We start from the raw sequence: 18,022 nt of genomic DNA, 5'->3' as shown, positions 1-18,022 counted from the left end.
CCAGCCTCCTCAGAACCGCGTGGACAAGGCGACTTCGACGCTGCGCGGGGCGCCGATGTAGATATTGGTCGCCGGATAGCCCGAATATTCGCCGTAGAAGGCGTCGGTCAGGTTCCTGCCGCGCAGCGTCAACGTCGCCTGATCGGCCAGCCGCCAGGCGATCGAGGCGTCCACCACCGTATGACCGCGCACGAAGATGCTGTTTGCCGTGTCGGTGTAGAAGCCCGAAGCATGGCGCACGAACGCCCCCAGCGTTACCGGCAGCGTCTTCAGCGAATAGAGCACCGAGCCGTTGACGGTGGTCGACGGCACGTTGATCGGCCGGTTGCCCGACCGGTCGATGCCGCCGGCCTCGATCAGCTCGTCATATTGCGCGTCGGTGTAGGAGACGCCGCCCGACAGCGCGAGCCGTTCGGTGACGGCGGCGTCGAGGCTGAGCTCCACACCCTGCGACGATTGCTCGCCGCCCTGGACGACCTGTGCGGGATTGGTCGGATCGCGCGTGAGGATATTCTCCTGCTCGATCCGATAGGCGGCGCCGGTCAGCGTCAGGCGCTTGCCGAAAGCCGACGCCTTGAAACCCGCCTCGACCGACCGCCCCTTCGTTAGCCGATAGCTCGTGTTGGCGATCGACAGCGTGAGCGTCGAGCCGACCGGGGTCACCGCCGTCGTATATTGGGCATAGAGCGTCAGCCCCGGCGCGACGTCATAGGTGGTGCCGATCCGCCACGAGAAGGGATCGTAGGTCGGATTCGCCCGGCTCGCCTTCCCGCCCGCGTTGAGATCGGTGCTGATGCGGGTGAGATCGATATGATCGTAGCGCGCCCCGGCTACGATCAGCCAGGCGGGCGTGACGTTGAAGGCATCCTCCGCGAAAACCGAAGCCGTCTTGAGGCGGGAATCGAATATGACGTTGGTCACGGTGTAGATGTTGCCGGTGGGGAAGACGCCCACCGCCGGACTCCAGGGATCGACCGGCACGACGGGATCGCCCAGGCGGGTGAACACCGGGCTCTGCTGGCGCGGATCGATGAAATCGGTCTCGTTATATTCGGCACCCAGCGTGAAACGATTGCGGTGCCCGGCGATCGTGCCGTCGTTGGCCACCGCCAGCCGCTCGTTCCAGAATTTGTGGTCGTGATAGATGCGCTGGACCGAACGGGCGAAGCTGCCGTTCGGGAAAGCGGCGCTCGGCGCGGTGAAATTCTGGTCCCCGCTCAGCACGAAATCGCGCTTGGCCGTGTACCAGGTGAAGTCGTTGGCGATCGACCAGCCGCCGCCCGCCGCATAGTCGATCCGCGAGCGCAGGGTGGTCTCGTCCGCGCCCGAATAGGCTCCGCGCGGGTTGTAGTTCCGGTGCCGGAGCGCCTTGTCGATGACGAGGCCGGACGCGCTGCGCAGCGCGTCGCTCGGATCGCGCGCGACCGCCGCCGACACCAGCGGCACGCCCTGGTAGCTGCTGTCGTAGCGGTCGTCGTAATGCTCGACCGCGAACAGCATCGACAGGTCCGCCGAGGGTCTCAGCAGGATGCTGCCCGTCAGCCCCGCCGACCGGGTATCGTTGTCCTCGACGTCGTAGAGGCTGTCGGAGCGCATGTAGCTGGCATCTGCCCGGATTGCGGCGCTGTCGGAGAGCTGCAGGTTGACGCCCCCGGCCGCCGTCATCGTATCGAAGCTGCCGAAACTCAGCAGCCCGTCGAGATGGTCGCCGTCGAAGGTCGGCTTGCGCGTCACCTTGTTGATGACGCCGGCCAGCGCGCCCTCGCCGTAAAGGACCGAGGCCGGCCCCTTGATCACCTCGATCCGGTCGAAATGCCAGCTGTTGGTGTCGCGCGTGACCATGGTCGAGGTCGACACCCGCACGCCGTCCTGGAGGATCGACACCGCGCCGCCCGAAAAGCCGCGCAACGATACCACCGCCGGATTGCCCGGGACGTTGCCGGAAATGGCGCCGACGACGCTGTTGAACGCCTCGCGCGACGTCCTGAGGCCCTGCACCTGCAGGTCGGCCTGGGTGATGGTCTGCACCGTCGCCGGAGTCTCGCGGGCCGACAGGCCGAGGCGGCTCGCGGTATCGTTCCGGGCATCGAGGTCGAGCCGCTCGCGCTGGCCGGTGACGACGATCGTGTCTTTTTGCTCCTCGTCCTCGGCAAGGGCCGGAGAGCAGGTCGTGAGGACGGCGACGATGGCGCCGGCCGAAAGCATGGATCTGGACATCGAAAAATCCCTGTTCCGCGCGGCCTTCGCTCGGCGAGCCGCGACGACTATTGCGAGGATCGCGGCTGCGCGCCGTCATGCGGCGCGCGGACGCTGCGATCTCAGTCGATATGGATCAGGCGATGACGGGCGGGCCTTGCGACGGCGGCCGCAGATGGATGCCGCGCCGGAGGACGGGCGGCGCGGGAATGCGGAAGGCGGTCGCGATGATCCAGGCGACCGCGATCGCCAGCAGGATCGGATCGGTCGGCCCCAGCGCCGGCGCCGACAGGCCGGAGAAGGCGCACGGCATCTCCGCCTTCTTGGGATCGCCCGAATCATGATTGCCGGGCTTGCCGGGGATCTCCATCAGGATCGTCTGCGCGCCGCCCTGGCCGTTGCAGAGCTGGACCACGATCGAGCCGTTCACTAGGCCGGGCATGAAGCCGGCGGGCACCAGCAGCTTCATCAGCAACGCCGCGCCGACCAGCCACAGCGCGAGCTGGCGATGACGAAGGAGATGAAGGCGAAGCGCGTGCACGCGGCGCCCTTACTCCCGCAAAACCGCCCTGTCACCGGGCGCGACGCATCTCCGGAAAGATCAGCCGCGCCTCCGGCACCAGCCATTCGTCGCCGCGCACGCGCAGGCCCTGGCGGGACGCCGGCGCCCGCTCGAGCGACGCGAGCTGTTGCGGCGGCGGCGCCGCGCGCGGCGTGAAGGTGACCGCCACATAGTCCGGTGAGGACTGGAGCTCGTCGATCCGCGCTATGATCACCGGAATCTCGCGATCCCGGCTCGGCACCGACCATTCGCCGTTCACGATCGCCACCGCCCCGCCGATCCTGGTCGCATCGAAGAGCAGCTGGGCGAAGGCCCGCGGCAGGCGGATGCAGCCGTGGCTCGCGGGATAGCCGGGATTATGCCCGGCATGAAGCGCGATGCCGCCCCAGGTCAGCCGCTGCATGAACGGCATCGGCGCGTTCGAATAGAGGTTGGAGCGGTGGAACACCCGCTTCTGCAGGATGGTGAACGCACCGGCCGGCGTGCGATGGCCGGCGGTGCCGGTCGACGCGCTGGCGACGCCGATCAGCACCTCTCCCCGAAAGACGTAGACGGCCTGGAGCGGCAGGCTCACCACCACCGAGACCTCGCCCGCGTCCGGACCGGGATCGCGCCAGAGATACTGGCCGGGCTTCAGCGCCAGCGCCGCCTGTTCCAGCGAAACGGCATCCTCGCGCGCGAACGCAGCCGGTGCGGCCGCAGCGAGCATCAGCCCCAGCGCTGCAACAGCCGCTTTCCCCCAACCCCTTGGATTCATGCGCGACTCCCGACATGCCGATCTGCCCTGATCTAATATCGGACAGTGACTGCGGATGCGAGAGGCGCACGTCCCGAATTGGAGCAGCACTGCGGATCGGCTGCGCCGGAACGAGCCGGCCGGGCGGCGGGAGCGCGGCGCCCGTTTACTGGAAACTAGCGTTTCCGGCCCTATATCTGCTAAGAGGGGCATAGCTGAGGACGCGAATGAATGACGTGTTTGAGCGCACGCCGTCGCGGCGCGCGTTCGTAAAATCAGTGTTGGTGACCGGCGCCGCGCTCGCGGTGCCCGGCTGTGCGCAGCAGGCGATCGAGGTCGCCAGCGCACCATCGGCGGCGCCCCCGCCTCCCCCGCCCTATGTTCCGCCCCCCGCTCCGGCGGCTGCGGAACCGCGCCGGCCGCTCGGCATCCGCAAGGAGCTGGTCGACCGCGCGCTGGCCGCACTCGACCGTCACGGCGACACGATCAAGAAGCGCGACCGCATCGCGATCGCCGATTTCTCGGCGCCGTCGCACCTGTCGCGCTTCCACATCGTCAATCTCGGGACCGGCGGCACCGCCTCCTATCTCGTCGCGCACGGCATCGGATCGGACCCGGCGCATACCGGCTGGCTGCAACGCTTCTCGAACGAGCCGGACTCTGAGGCGTCGTGCGAGGGCGCGTTCCTCACCTCCGACTATTATGTCGGCGTCCACGGGCGCTCGCAGCGGCTGATCGGGCTCGATCCGACCAACTCGAACGCGCTGGACCGCGCGATTGTGGTCCATGGCGCCTGGTATGCCAATCGCGACATGCTCTCGACGCACGGCAAGCTCGGCCGCAGCCAGGGCTGCTTCGCGGTCGGCGAGGCCGAGCTGGCGATGGTGTTCGACCGCCTGGGCGAAGGCCGGATGATCTACGCGGCCAAGATTTGACCGCCGTTTCCCCTCCCGGGATCATTGCCCGCCACAGCGGACACCCCTAAGTCGGTGGCATGGCTGCCGAAACGCTTTCGCCTGTCCTGCCGGACGACATCGACGCCGCCGCGCGGCGGGTGCTGAAGAAGGCGTGCGACGCGGAGTTGAGCCTGACCGCCGCCGAGAGCTGCACCGGCGGGATGCTCGCCTCGCTGCTGACCGATGTCGAAGGCGTGAGCAGCGCGTTCGAGCGCGGCTTCGTGGTCTATTCGGTCGACGCCAAGTGCGAGCTGCTCCACATCGCGCGTGACACGGTCGAGCAATGCGGCGCGGTAAGCGAGGAGGTGGCGGTGGCGATGGCCGAGGGCGCGCTCCAGGCGAGCCATGCCGATATCGCGCTGTCGATCACCGGCTTCGCCGGCCCCGGCGATCCCGGTGACGAGCCCGGCCTCGTCCACTTCGCCTGCGCGCGCCAGGGACGCGAGACTGCGCATCGTGAGGAGCATTTCGGCGATATCGGACGCGGCGGCGTCCGCATCGCGTGTATGCGTGTCGCGCTGGAGATGATCGAGGCGATGCTGTGACCCACCCCTTCTACTCGCTCGATGCCCAGGGCATGGTCCGCGTCGGCGCCTGCACGCCGCTCGGCACCGTCGGCGATCCCGCGGCCAATGCCGAAGCCACCGTCGCGCTGCTGCGTCAGGGGCATAAGGCCGGCGCCGACCTGCTAGTGTTCCCGGAGCTCAACCTCTCCTCCTACGCGATCGACGATCTTCACCTGCAGGACGCGCTGGCCGCGGCGACCGAACAGGCGATCGCGGACGTCGCGGCGGCGAGCGAAGGAATGCGGCCGCTGCTGCTGGTCGGCGCGGCGATCCGGCGCAACGGGCGGCTCTACAATTGCGCGGTGGCGATCCACCGCGGACGCATCCTCGGCGTGGTGCCCAAGAGCTATCTGCCCAACTACCGCGAATATTACGAGAAGCGCTGGTTCGCGCCGGGCATCGGCCTCACCGGCCTCGCGATCGAGCTCGCCGGCCAGACCGTGCCGTTCGGCACCGACCTGGTCTTCGCCGCCGAGGACGTGCCCGACTTCATCGTCCATGCCGAGATCTGTGAGGACTATTGGGCCCCCGCCCCGCCCTCGATCGACGGCGCGCTGGCGGGCGCGACGATCCTCGCCAACCTGTCCGCCTCCAACATCATCATCGGCAAGGCGCGCGAGCGGGCGCTGCTGTGCGCGTCGCAGTCGGTGCGGCTCGCCGCCGCCTATGTCTTCTCGGCGAGCGGGCCGGGCGAGAGCACGACCGATCTCGCCTGGGACGGCCAGGGACTGATCGTCGAGCTCGGCGAGATGCTGGCCGAGGGCGAGCGCTTCGACCTCGCCAGCGAGATCGTGATGGCGGACGTCGACGTGCAGCGCTTGAGGCTCGAGCGGATGCGGACCGGAACCTTCAACGATACCGCCGCCGCGCGCGGCCACCCGGAGACCCGCTTCCGCCGCATCGGTTTCGCGCATAAACCCGACTTCGCCGACCGCGGATTGGTCCGCAGTCTCAGGCGCTTCCCCTTCGTTCCCAACACGCCGTCCAAACTCGACGAGGACTGCTACGAGGCGTTCAACATCCAGGTCGAGGGCCTGCGCAAGCGCCTCGCCACCACCGGCTCGAAGCATCTGGTCATCGGCGTGTCGGGCGGGCTCGATTCCACCCACGCGCTGATCGTCGCCGCCAAGGCGTTTGACCGCATGGGCAAGCCGCGCTCGGACATCCTCGGCTTCACCCTGCCCGGCTTCGCCACCGGCGAGGCGACCAAGGGCAACGCCTGGGCGCTGATGCGCGCGCTCGGCGTCACCGGCGAAGAGATCGACATCCGCCCCGCCGCGCGGCAGATGCTGGCCGACATGGGCCACCCCTTCGCCAAGGGCGAGCCGGTCTACGACGTCACCTTCGAGAATGTGCAGGCGGGCCTCCGGACCGACTATCTGTTCCGCCTCGCCAACCAGCGGCAGGGCTTCGTGCTCGGCACCGGCGACCTGTCCGAGCTCGCGCTCGGCTGGTGCACCTATGGCGTCGGCGACCATATGAGCCATTACGGCGTCAACGGCGCGGTGCCGAAGACGCTGATCCAATATCTCATCCGCTGGGCCGTCCAGTCGGGCCAGTTCGACGACATGACCAACCAGGTTCTCGAGGCGGTCCTAGGCACCGAAATCTCGCCGGAGCTGGTGCCGGCCGACGAGAACGGCGCCATCCAGAGCACCGAAAGCGTGGTCGGCCCCTACGAGCTGCACGACTTCTTCCTGCACTATATCGTCCGCTACGGCCTGCCGCCGTCGAAGGTCGCCTTCCTCGCCTGGCACGCGTGGAAGGACGCGAGCGCAGGCCGCTGGCCGCAGGGCTTCCCCGATGAGGGCAAGCACCAGTACGATCTCGCCGCCATCGCGAAGTGGCTGGAGGCGTTCCTGCGCCGCTTCTTCGCGACCACCCAGTTCAAGCGCTCGGCGCTGCCCAATGGGCCCAAGGTCTCAGGCGGCGGCGCGCTGTCCCCGCGCGGCGACTGGCGCGCCCCTTCGGATGGAACGGCAACGGTGTGGCTCGAAGAGCTCAGACGCAATCTTCCCGCCTGACCACCCCTTGCGCACCGCAGCATTCGTCCCCTAGGCTTGCCGGATCAACGGGGGTTAGCGACCTATGTGGAGAAAGAGCGCCCGCCTGATCCGGGCGGGCATCTGGGGAGCGGCCGTGCTGTCGCTCGCGGCCTGCGGAAACGAGCCGCCACCCGCCAGGACCGCGTCAAGCAAGGCGCCGGCGCCGGGCGCGGGCAAGGGCTATTCGCACGATCCCTACCCGTCCACCTACCGCCCCTATCCCGGCGTGCCGACGGTGGTGCGCGGCGTCACCATCTACGACGGCGAAGGCGGCCGGATCGACAACGGCGCGGTGCTGTTCGCCGACGGCAAGATCGTTGCGGTCGGCCAGAGCGTCGACGCGCCCGCCGGCGCGGCCGTGATCGACGGCACCGGCAAATGGGTGACCCCCGGCATCATCGACATCCACAGCCACCTCGGCGACTACCCCAGCCCCGGCATTGCGGCGCTGTCCGACGGCAATGAGGCGACCTCGCCCGTCACCGCCGACGTCTGGGCCGAGCACAGCGTATGGCCGCAGGACCCCGGCTTCGGCCGCGCGCTCGCCAACGGCGGCGTCACCACGCTCCAGATCCTGCCCGGCTCGGCCAATCTGTTCGGCGGCCGCTCGGTGGTGGTGAAGAACGTCTACGCCCGCACCATGCAGGCGATGAAGTTCCCCGGCGCGCCCTATGGCCTCAAGATGGCCTGCGGCGACAACCCCAAGCGCGTCTACGGCGGCAAGCAGCGCCAGCCCTCGACCCGCATGGGCAACATCGCAGTCGACCGCGCCACCTGGGCGCGCGCGGCCGAATACAAGCGCAAGTGGGACAAGTACGAGAAGGACGGCGGCGATCCGCCCACGCGCGACATCGCGCTGGACACGCTGCGCGGCGTGCTCTCGGGCGAGATCCTGGTGCAGAACCACTGCTACCGCGCCGACGAGATGGCCGTCGTCATGGATATGGCCAAGGAGTTCGGCTACCACGTCGCCGCCTTCCACCACGCGGTCGAGGCGTACAAGATCGCCGACCTGCTCAAGGCCAACAACACCTGCGCCGCGGTGTGGGCCGACTGGTACGGCTTCAAGATGGAGAGCTACGACGGGATTCCGGAGAATCTCGCGATCCTGCAGAACGCCGGCGCCTGCGCCATGATCCACTCGGACGACGAGAACGGCATCCAGCGGCTCAATCAGGAGGTCGCCAAGGCGCTCGCCGCCGGCCGCCATGCCGGCATCCAGGTTCCGGACGAGGTCGCCTGGACATGGCTGGCGATCAACCCGGCCAAGGCGCTCGGCATCGCCGACAGGACCGGCAGCCTCAAGCCCGGCAAGATGGCCGATGTGGTGCTGTGGAACGGCAATCCGCTCAGCGTCTACACAAGGCCCGAGAAGGTGTGGGTCGACGGCGCGCTGCTCTACGACGCCGACAATCCGAAGCTGAGGCCGGTGAGCGATTTCGAGCTGGGTCAGCCAGGCGAGGGAGACGTGAAATGAAGCGCTTCCTCCTCCTTTCCGCGGCCGCCCTATTCGCCAGCCCTGCCGCAGCGCAGACGATCGCGATCACCGGCGGCACCGTCGCGATCGGCGACGGGTCGGCGCCGGTCGAGAACGGCACGGTCGTGATCCGCGACGGGCGCATCGTCGCCGCCGGCGCAGGCGTGGCGGTGCCGGCCGGGGCGACGGTGGTCGACGCCAAAGGCAAGTGGATCGCCGCCGGCATGGTCGCGGGGCTCAGCGGCCTCGGCCTGCTCGACGCGGGCGGGATCGGCGAGAGCAACGACAGCGCCTCGCGCGGCTCGCCGTTCAAGGCGGCGATCGACGTGTCGGTGGCGATCAATCCCAATGCGGCGATGGTCGGCAACGAGCGCGCCGGCGGCGTCACCCGCGCGATCGTCGCGCCCGATGCGGGCGGCTCGATCTTCGCGGGCCAGGGCGCGGTGATCGATCTCGGCGCCGACCCCGATCCGCTGACCAAGGCGCGCGCCTTCCAATATGTCGAGCTCGGCGAAGGCGGCGCGGCGCAGGCGGGCGGCAGCCGGCCGGCGGCCTATGTCGGCCTCCACGATGCGCTCGAGCAGGCCGAGGACTATCGCCGCAATCCGGCGGGTTTCGACGGCCGCAGCCGTGACGCGCTGCTCACCCGCGCCGACGCGCAGGCGCTGCTGCAGGTGCTCGACGGCGCCATGCCGCTGCTCGTCCATGTCGAGCGCGCGAGCGACATCCGCACCGTGCTCGCGCTGCCGAAACGTTATCCCAAGCTCCGCCTGGTGCTGGTCGGCGCGGCGGAGGGCTGGATGGTCGCACGCGAGATCGCGGCGGCCAGGGTGCCGGTGATCGCCTCGGCGCTCGCCGACCTGCCCGCGTCGTTCGAATCGCTGGCAGCGACCGAAAGCAACGTCGGCCGCCTCACCCAGGCCGGCGTGACGGTCGCCATCCAGTCGCAGGGCAATGGGGGCGAACACACCCTCAAGCAGTTCGCCGGCAACCTCGTCGCGATCACCAAGGTGCCGGGCGCGACCGGCCTCGACTGGGGCAAGGCGTTCGCCACCATCACCTCAAGGCCGGCGGCCGCGCTGGGGCTGGACGGCGAGATCGGCTCGCTCCGGCCCGGCCGGCGTGCCGACGTGGTGCTGTGGGACGGCGATCCGCTGGAGCTCTCCTCGATGCCCGTGGCGGTGTGGATCGACGGCCAGCAGCAACCGCTGGATTCCCGCCAGCGCAAGCTCAGAAACCGCTATCTGACGCCGACCGAGGGCAGCCTGCCCAAGGCCTACGAGCGTTGACGCTCTGGGCTGTGCCGACGTTCAGCAAGACGGGCTGACATTCAAGGGTGTTCACGTGAGCCCCTTTAAGCCCCTCCCCTTCAGGGGAGGGGTTGGGGTGGGGCCTATCCACCGGCGAATAGCTTGCGGCACTGCCCCACCCCCAACCCCTCCCCTGAAGGGGAGGGGCTAATTCGCTGGATGTCGATCGGCCCCATTCCGCGCCGGCGGGTAGCCACCAGCCCGTCACCGCCGCTTGCAATGTAGGATTTCGCCTGCTTGGCTCGCCCGGTCCGAGCCGCGCAAGCGTCGGGCCGCTCTTTGATCCCGTCGATCTTATCCATGCCGCGTCACCGCCGCGCCAATGTCGCGTCGCCGTCACGCGGGTGTTACGTTGTCGTTGCGTGAGTGTCGCGTCACCGTCGCGCTGGTGTCGCGTCGTCGTTGCGTCCACGTCGCCTATCTGTCGCATCCATGTAGCGTTCAGAGCGGACCGGTTCGCGCACACACGCCTCGAGTCAATTTAGTCAACATTTTCGGGTGTCCTGATACCGGAGACGCCATCCGGATCAGGGGCCGTTCTACCCGTGACTTTCGTGACCTTCGACGGTTTTCCGCGGGTTTCCGGCGCCTGCCCCAACGCCCTGCCGGTCGCTGCTTCAGTCGATGGCGGCTGCGGCGACAGGCACCGTCGAGGCCGGCGCCTGAACCGGCTCCGCCTCGCGCCGCGGCTTCGCTTTCCATAGGCTTTTGAGCTTCAGGAACGGCTGCTCGACGACATAATAGGAAAGCACCGCGCAGACGAAGGTGATCGCGACGTACATCAGCCCGTGCACCGGATCGTGGTATTTCTTCGCCGGATCGACGAACCACGCCGCCGCACCGTGCCAGATGTAGAGCGAGTAGCTGATCCGGCCGACCCATGCGACCGGCGCGAGGTTGAACACGGTCTGGAGCGGCGCCGCACGCTGCCCGAACACGACGTTCGCGACGAGCAGCAGGCAGGCGATCCCGCGCATCGTGTAACGGATCGTGTCCTTGAAATAGGGATCGCGGAACACGTAGCTCAGCAGCAGGATCACGCCCCCGGCGATCAGCGCGCGGTTGCTGCTGAGGATCGCGATCAGCCGCTGCGCCTGCGCCGTCTCGCAAATCACCGCGAGCAGCACGCCCCAGGCGATCGAATCGAACCGCGTCTCCGACAGGCGGTAGATGATGTCCGTGTCGAGGAACTCGGGATGCAGGCCGAGATAAAGGAACCGCAGCAGGAACGGCACGATGCACATCGCCGCCGCGAACATCAGCATCGGCCGCACGCGCGCCGCCACCATCAGGATCACGAACGGCATGATGAAGTAGAAATGCTCCTCGACCGCCAGCGACCACAAAGTGCCGATCGGCAGGATGCGCGGCGTGCCCGTCCACTCCTGCCAGGAGCAGAGATAGTTGACGAAGTAGAGGAACACCGACGCCGGCTCGATCACCGGGAACGCGATGCCGCGCGCCCAGGCCAGCGCCATGATCACGGCCATATAGGCGATCAGCACCGGATAGAGCCGCAGCAGGCGGCGGAAGTAGAAATAGCCGATCGCCACCTCGCCGTCGCGCTTGGCTTCGGCAAAGAACAGCCGCGTGATCAGGAACCCGCTGATGACGAAGAAGATATAGACGCCGAGCGAGGAGAAGCCGCCCATCTCCCCCATGAAGAAATGGCCGACGATGACGATCGCGATGCTGAGCGCGCGCAGCCCGTCGAGGCCGGGGATGAAGCCGGAGCCGCTGCGGATGCGATCGGGGCCGAGATGCGGGGCTTCCGCAGGAAGGATCTGCATCCCGACGCTCCTTTTCACTCGACACGATCGCTTGCGGGCAGCGGCTCATATTGCTGCAAGCGCGAACAGCCGGACGTTGAAAGCGGCGACGTCAAGCCGTCAAGGCGAAGCGCCCAGTCGATGCGACGAGCCGCGACATTCCCGCGATGTCTACCGGAGGCGGAAGCGGGTGCCGATCCACAGGGTCCGCGGGGCGGCGCGCTCGATCGAGCCGTCGCTGCCGATCCCGGCTTCGATCCGCGTATCGGTGATGTTCTCGCCGCGCGCCTCGATCAGCAGGCTGCGCCCGACCGGCACCGCCACCCGCGCGTCGAGGGTGGCAGCGTCGTCGAGCAGCTCGCGGTTCTGGTCGTCCTCGAACTGCGCGGCGACGTAGCGGCCGGTGAGCGCGACCGACAATCCCGACGAACGGGTCCATGCGAGACTCAGGCTGCCGGTATCCCGCGGCGTCTGCGCCGGCCGGAGCCCGTCGAGTGGCGCGGCGGTGCCGCTCGCCTCGACACGCGGGTCGACGTGCGACCAGGAGACGCGGGCACTGAACGCGCCGAAGCTGGCGTTCGCATCCGCCTCGATCCCCCGCGAACGCACGCGGTCGAGGTTCTGCCGGACGAGGTAGAAGCCCGCCGCCGAGACGAAGCCGACGCCGGGAAAGGTCCCCGGCCCCTTCGCGACGGTGACATTGGCGATCGCATCGTCGAGGCGATTGTCGAAGGCCGTCAGCGACAGCCGCACGCCGGGCAGCGGGGTGACGTCGATTCCCCCCTCGAATCCCGTCAGCTTCTCGGGATCGAGCGCGGCATTGGCGGCGGTGGCGTCCGCTCCGACGCGGAACGGCCGATAGAGCTCGTTGAGCGTCGGCAACCGCCAGCCGCGATAGGCAGCGGCGCGCAGCGTGAGCGCGGACACGGGCTTCCAGGCGATCGCGGCCCGGCCGGTGGCCTCGGTGCCGTCACGATCGGAGAAGCGATTGTCCGTCAGCGCCGCCCCGCCGGCGAGTGGATATTCCGTCAGCCTGCCGTCCGTGATCCGCCACCAGTCGATCCGCCCGCCGAGGCTCAGCGTCACGTCTCCAAGCGCGACGCTACCGTCGGCGAACAGGCCCATCGTCCGGTTCTCGCCCCCGGCATCGCGGCGGCGCGTCGGCAGGCCGGCGACGAAGGTGTAGAGCTCCTGCGTGCGTCCCGATACGGCGCGCACGTCAGCACCGAGCCGCAGGTCGATGCCGCTCCCCAGCGGCGGCTGCACCTCGATCCGTCCGCCGAGGCCGGTCGCCGGCACGTTGAACTGGTTGAGCGTCATCGTCGTGCCGGTACGTCCGTCGGCGATGCTCGAGAACTGGCTCGAGAAGCCGCGCGTCTGCAGATAGGCCAGCGCCGACCAGCCCCAGCGCCCGCGCGACACGATCCGCATGCTCGCGTCCGCGCCTTCGCTCGAATTGGCGGTGAAGTTCCCGCCCCGATCACGCCGATCGGTGAAGGCGGAGAGATTGGCCTGAAGCTCCGTATCGCCGCCGAGCGAGATCACGCCGCGCACGGCGCCGCTGGCGGATTCATAGGGCGCCGGGCGATCCGCCGGCCCGCGATCCCCCGCCACCACCGGAATGAACCCATCGCCACGCGCATAGGCACCCGAGAAGGTCGCGAAGCCATTGCCGCGCACTAGGGCCGCCGATCCGCCCGCTTCGACCGAATCCCGGCTGCCATAGGCTAGGCGCGCCGTCAGCGGATCGAGCTGATCCGGCCGCGCGCTCTCCAGCTCGACCGTTCCGGCAAGCGCCCCTGCCCCGACATAGCCGCTGCCCCCGCCGCGCGTCACGCGGATCGCCCCCAGCCGGTCGAGCGCATAGGCGGGAAACGCCACCCATCCGCCGAACGGATCCGATTGCGGCACCCCGTCGAGGATCAGCAGTGCGCGGCTCGAGGCATTACCGCCGATGCCGCGCAACGTGATGCCCTGGCTCGTCGGATTTGCACTACGCGAATCCGACCGGCGGAATTGTTGCAGCCCGGCGACGTCACGCAACACATCCTCCAGCCGGCTGCTCGCCGACGCCTCGATCTCCGCCCGGTCGATGGTGACGGTGTCGTAACCACGCTCGCCGGGCTGTTCCTCCAATCCCTGGCCAGTGACGACGATGTCGGGCGCTTCCTGCGCAAGGGCCGGCGCCGCCACCAGCAGCAAGGAAACCCCGACGATCGACCGCATATCATTCCTCCCCTTGAGGCCTTGCCCGTTACGGTGGAATGCGCAAACCTCCAAATTGCTCTTGCCGGGAACGTGTAACCGGTTACAACGGGTCATCGGTTCAGCGCAGGGGGACATGCGCGGGCCGCAGGAGACCTGGGGCGATGGGCGAAGCGACAATCCGCGATGTGGCACGGCGTGCCGAACTATCGGTGGCATCGGTCAGCCGCGCCCTCAACGGCCATAAGAGCGTCCGCTCCGAAACGCGCGCCCGGGTGATCGCGGCGGCGGAGGCGCTGGGCTATGTCCCCCACGCCGGCGCGCGCAGCCTCAGCATGGCGCGCACCCATGCGATCGGCGTGGTGCTGCCCGACCTCCACGGCGAGTTCTTCTCGGAGATCCTGCGCGGCATGGACGGCGAGGCCAAGGGCCTCGGCCTGCAGCTGCTGCTCTCGAACATGCACGCCGATATCCATCAGGCGGTGCAGGCGCTGAAGGCGATGCGCGGGCGCGTCGACGGGCTGGTGCTGATGGCGCCACAGGCGAACTCGGCCGCGCTGGTCGAGGCGCTGCCCGCGACGCTGCCGGCGGTGCTGGTCAACAGCCGCGCCGCCAGCGCCGGCCGTCCCCTGCTCAGGATCGACAACCGTGCCGGCGCCGCAGCGGTGGTCGAGCACCTCCTCGCCCAAGGCCGGCGCCATATCGTCCATATCGGCGGCCCCGACAGCAACGTCGACGCGCAGGAGCGCTCGGCCGGATTCCTGGAGGCGATGCGCAGCCATGCGGCCGGCGTCACGGCGCGCGTGATCTCCGGCGACTTCTCGGAAGAGGCCGGCGAAGCCGCCGCACGCGCGATCCTCGCCGGCAGCGAGCCGGTCGACGCGGTGTTCGCCGCCAACGACATGATGGCGATCGGCTGCCTCCAGGCGCTGCGCGCAGCGGGCGTGGCGGTACCGGAGCGGATCGCGGTCGCCGGCTTCGACGACGTGCCGGTGGCGCGCTACCTGTCGCTTACCACGGTGCGCGTGCGGATCGCGGAGATCGGCGCGCGCGCGATCCAGTGCCTCGACGCGCTGCTGGAGGGGCGCGATGTCGACGAGGTCGAGCTGCACGCGCCCGAACTGGTGGTGCGCGGGACGACCGTTCCCACCCCAACCCAGCAGCGATTTTAGGTCTCCCTCTGTAGCCGCCATTCAACGCGGCCCCATTTTTCGGAAAGTTCGCCCACTCATGATTACCCGTCGCGCGCTCCTGGCTCAGGCTCCGGTGGCGGCAGGTGCGCTCGCACTCGGCGGCTGCGCGGTCGATCGGCTCGGTACCGGTGGACGACCCTCCGCTTCGCTGCCCCCCGTCTTCGACGATCTTGAGGAGCGCACCTTCCGCTGGTTCTGGGATACCGCCAATCCCGCGAACGGCCTGGTCCCGGACAATTGGCCGAACCCGACCTTCTGCAGCATCGCCGCGGTAGGCTTCGCCCTCACCGCCTATCCGGTGGGTGTCGCACGCGGCTGGATCAGCAGGCGGCACGCGCGCGAGCGGACGTTGACGACGCTCCGCTTCTTCCACGACGCGCCCCAAGGTGAGGCCGAGAAGGGTATCAGCGGCTACAAGGGCTTCTTCTACCATTTCCTCGACATGGAAACCGGCCTCCGCTTCGGCCGGGCCGAGCTATCCAGCGTCGACACGACATTGCTGTTCGGCGGCATCCTGTTCGCCGGCCAGTGGTTCGACGGCGATCATCCCGAGGAAGCGGAGATCCGCCGCCTCGCGCAGGCGATCTACGAGCGCGCCGACTGGCCATGGTTCCAGCGCGGCCAGCCGGTGATCTCGATGGGCTGGCATCCGGAGAGCGGCTTCATCACGAAGAACTGGGACGGCTATATCGAGGGCATGCTGATCTACGTGCTGGCGCTCGGGTCGCCCACGCACCCGGTCGGCCCCGAGGCGTGGGATGCCTGGTGCGCACCCTATGACAAATATTGGCGCGGCGACGGCCCGACCCGCCACCTCGCCTTCGCGCCCCAGTTCGGCCATCAGTACAGCCACCTCTGGGTCGATTTCCGCGGCATCCAGGACAAGGTGATGCGCGAGGCCGGCTTCGATTATTTCGAGAACAGCCGCCGCGCGACCGTCGCGCAGCGCAGCTATGCGATCGCCAATCCGATGAAGTGGGACGGCTATTCGGAGACGATCTGGGGCCTCACCGCCTGCGTCGGGCCCGCCCACGTCAAGCGCGAGTTCAAGGGCGAGGAGCGGCAGTTCCTCAGCTATTCCGCGCGCGGCCCGATCGACTTCCCCGACGGTCGCGACGACGGCACGATCGCGCCGACCGCGGCGATCGGCTCCCTCCCCTTCGCGCCGGAGATCGTGGTGCCGGCGACGCTGGCGATGCGCGAATGGGGCGGCGGCCGGCTCTATGGCCATTACGGCTTCTACGACGCCTTCAACCCCAGTTTCCGCTGGGCCGATGTCGACCTCACCTTCGGCAAGGTCGATCCGGCAGTCGGCTGGGTCTCGGACAATTATCTCGGCATCGACCAGGGGCCGATCGTCGGCATGATCGCCAATCACCGCGACGATTTCGTCTGGCGCACGATGCGCCAGGTGCCGGCGATCCGCCGCGGGCTGGAGCGCGCCGGCTTCACCGGCGGCTGGCTCGCGGCGGGTTAGAGTCGGATTCGGCTAGTTTGAATCTGTTCCCCGGCGAAGGCCGGGGCCCAGTCTCGAACCGCCCGCAACTGGGCCCCGGCCTTCGCCGGGGAACGGCTGCTTAAGGCCAGATCGGTCAAATTTTAGCTCAGACTGCCGCCTCGGTCGCCGGCTTGCGCGCGTAGATGCCGTAGATGGCGATGACCGCATAACAGGCCATCGGCAGCAGCATCGCGAACGGCAGGCTGGTCGCATCTGCGAGCCCCCCGGTCATCAGCGGAATGACCGCCCCGCCGAAGATCGCGACGTTGATGATGCCGGAGCCATCGGCCGCACGGCTGCCCAGCTTCTCGCTGGCCAGGGTGAAGATCGTCGGGAACATGATCGAGTTCATCAGCCCAACGGCTAGCAGCGTATCGGCCGAGACCGCACCGGTCGTCGTGATCGAGGTCAGGACCAGCGCGATCGCGCCCACCGCCACGCCGGCCAGCACCTTGCCCGGGCTGACGACGCGCAGCACCGCCGAGCCGATGAACCGCCCGACCATCGCGCCGCCCCAGTAGAACAGCAGCTGCTTGCCCGCCGACTGCTCGGTCAGGCAGAGCGTGTGGTCCGACTTCAGATAGTTGACCAGGGTCGATCCGATCGCGACCTCGGCGCCGACATAGAGGAAGATGCACAGCGCGCCGAACGCGAAGCGCGGCCGCTTGAGCAGCGCGAAGCTGCCTGCCAGGCTGGTGACCTCGTGCCGCTCGCCCTTCAACCGGTTGCGCAGGACCCACACCACCGTCGCGATCACCGCGAGCGCCACCGCCAGGCCGACATAGGTATGCGCGACCGCCTGCGTCTCGGCGATGCGATAGGCGGCGGTCGGCACGATCGTGCCCTGCTGCCCGCCCCGGCATTCTGGGTCGACGATCCGCGTCACGTCCCAGAAGGGCTGGGCCTCGGTGCCGGCCTTGGCGGCGAGCGGCGCCAGGATCAGGATCGACCCGACGAACGGGAAGATGGTGGTGCCGACCGAATTGAACGCCTGCGCGAAGGTGAGGCGGCTGTGCGCGGTCCGCGGCGGGCCGAGCAGGCTGATGAGCGGATTCGACACGATCTGGACGAGCACCACGCCGGTGGCGAGCACGAACAGCGCCAGCAGGAACAGCCCGTAGATGCCCGTTCGCGACGCCGGGATGAACATCAGGCACCCGGCCATCATCGTCAGCAGCCCGGCCACCGCGCCGCGCATGTAGCCGATCCGCTTGACGAACATCGCGCCCGGGATGCCGACCACCGCATAGGCGGTGAAGAAACAGAACTGGATCAGCATCGCCTGGGTGTAGTTGAGCGTGAACAGGTCCTTGAGCTTCGGGATGATCACGTCGTTGAGGCTGGTGATGCCGCCGAAGATGAAGAACAGGGCGAGGACGAAGCCCCGGAGCTCCGGCGCGTTCACCCAGCCGCCGCTGCCGATATCGGCGGACGGATCGGTGCTGCTCGTCGTCTCGGGCGCGGGTGCCAGGGCCATTCTCGTCCTCTCCGGTTATGCGCGCGGGAAGC

General features: G+C 68.5%; 13 protein-coding genes. 7 read left to right on the top strand and 6 right to left on the bottom strand.

Translation table 11 applies throughout. The features are described from left to right. Nucleotides 1–9 precede the first annotated feature (9 nt). The 3 genes from AC2YHA_RS02490 to AC2YHA_RS02480 form a co-directional block, all read right to left on the bottom strand. Nucleotides 10–2,217, bottom strand: coding sequence for a TonB-dependent receptor (locus AC2YHA_RS02490; protein WP_487400244.1), 2,208 nt, complete (start codon nucleotides 2,215–2,217; stop codon nucleotides 10–12). A gap of 115 nt (nucleotides 2,218–2,332) precedes the next feature. Continuing rightward, a complete protein-coding gene (locus tag AC2YHA_RS02485) occupies nucleotides 2,333–2,737 on the bottom strand; it encodes a hypothetical protein (RefSeq protein ID WP_487400243.1) in 405 nt (134 codons plus the stop codon). 31 nt (nucleotides 2,738–2,768) lie between these two features. Continuing rightward, the gene (locus AC2YHA_RS02480) at nucleotides 2,769–3,515 is read right to left on the bottom strand and encodes a L,D-transpeptidase family protein (RefSeq protein ID WP_487400242.1); all 747 of its coding nucleotides are present in this window, start codon (nucleotides 3,513–3,515) and stop codon (nucleotides 2,769–2,771) included. Nucleotides 3,516–3,721: 206 nt separating this feature from the next. Here AC2YHA_RS02480 and AC2YHA_RS02475 point away from each other — a divergent pair, with 206 nt between their 5' ends. The 5 genes from AC2YHA_RS02475 (at nucleotide 3,722) to AC2YHA_RS02455 (ending at nucleotide 9,827) form a co-directional block, all read left to right on the top strand. Further along, nucleotides 3,722–4,429 (top strand): murein L,D-transpeptidase catalytic domain family protein, encoded by a 708-nt coding sequence (locus AC2YHA_RS02475; RefSeq protein WP_233783037.1) that lies wholly within the window; start codon nucleotides 3,722–3,724, stop codon nucleotides 4,427–4,429. 59 nt (nucleotides 4,430–4,488) lie between these two features. Further along, the gene (locus AC2YHA_RS02470; protein ID WP_233783038.1) at nucleotides 4,489–4,995 is read left to right on the top strand and encodes a CinA family protein; all 507 of its coding nucleotides are present in this window, start codon (nucleotides 4,489–4,491) and stop codon (nucleotides 4,993–4,995) included. A 32-nt stretch (nucleotides 4,996–5,027) separates the two neighbouring features. Continuing rightward, nucleotides 5,028–7,040 (top strand): NAD(+) synthase, encoded by a 2,013-nt coding sequence (locus AC2YHA_RS02465; protein ID WP_487401685.1) that lies wholly within the window; start codon nucleotides 5,028–5,030, stop codon nucleotides 7,038–7,040. A gap of 64 nt (nucleotides 7,041–7,104) precedes the next feature. Beyond that, nucleotides 7,105–8,538: an amidohydrolase gene (locus AC2YHA_RS02460; RefSeq protein WP_487400241.1), complete on the top strand. Its 1,434-nt coding sequence runs from the start codon at nucleotides 7,105–7,107 to the stop codon at nucleotides 8,536–8,538. Next, nucleotides 8,535–9,827, top strand: coding sequence for an amidohydrolase family protein (locus AC2YHA_RS02455; protein ID WP_487400240.1), 1,293 nt, complete (start codon nucleotides 8,535–8,537; stop codon nucleotides 9,825–9,827). The genes AC2YHA_RS02460 and AC2YHA_RS02455 overlap by 4 nt, the downstream gene beginning before the upstream one ends. A gap of 638 nt (nucleotides 9,828–10,465) precedes the next feature. On the opposite strand, the gene AC2YHA_RS02450 is transcribed toward AC2YHA_RS02455, so the two are convergent. Then, nucleotides 10,466–11,638, bottom strand: a complete 1,173-nt coding sequence (locus AC2YHA_RS02450; protein ID WP_487400239.1) for an acyltransferase family protein — start codon at nucleotides 11,636–11,638, stop codon at nucleotides 10,466–10,468. A gap of 150 nt (nucleotides 11,639–11,788) precedes the next feature. After that, nucleotides 11,789–13,843, bottom strand: coding sequence for a TonB-dependent receptor (locus tag AC2YHA_RS02445; protein ID WP_487400238.1), 2,055 nt, complete (start codon nucleotides 13,841–13,843; stop codon nucleotides 11,789–11,791). A 143-nt stretch (nucleotides 13,844–13,986) separates the two neighbouring features. On the opposite strand from AC2YHA_RS02445, the gene AC2YHA_RS02440 reads away from it, so the two are divergent. Together AC2YHA_RS02440 and AC2YHA_RS02435 are read left to right on the top strand one after the other, a co-directional pair. Further along, the gene (locus AC2YHA_RS02440) at nucleotides 13,987–14,994 is read left to right on the top strand and encodes a LacI family DNA-binding transcriptional regulator (RefSeq protein WP_487400237.1); all 1,008 of its coding nucleotides are present in this window, start codon (nucleotides 13,987–13,989) and stop codon (nucleotides 14,992–14,994) included. 58 nt (nucleotides 14,995–15,052) lie between these two features. Next, nucleotides 15,053–16,492 carry a glucoamylase family protein gene (locus tag AC2YHA_RS02435; protein ID WP_487400236.1) on the top strand — a complete coding sequence of 480 codons (1,440 nt, stop codon included), beginning with the start codon at nucleotides 15,053–15,055 and terminating at the stop codon, nucleotides 16,490–16,492. Between the two features lie 127 nt (nucleotides 16,493–16,619). Here AC2YHA_RS02435 and AC2YHA_RS02430 read toward each other — a convergent pair whose 3' ends face one another. Then, nucleotides 16,620–17,990 carry a sugar MFS transporter gene (locus AC2YHA_RS02430; RefSeq protein ID WP_487400235.1) on the bottom strand — a complete coding sequence of 457 codons (1,371 nt, stop codon included), beginning with the start codon at nucleotides 17,988–17,990 and terminating at the stop codon, nucleotides 16,620–16,622. Nucleotides 17,991–18,022: the final 32 nt, after the last annotated feature.

Source organism: Sphingomonas sp. SRI_018 (assembly GCF_057586275.1).
This window is presented reverse-complemented; position numbering and strand designations above follow the sequence as displayed.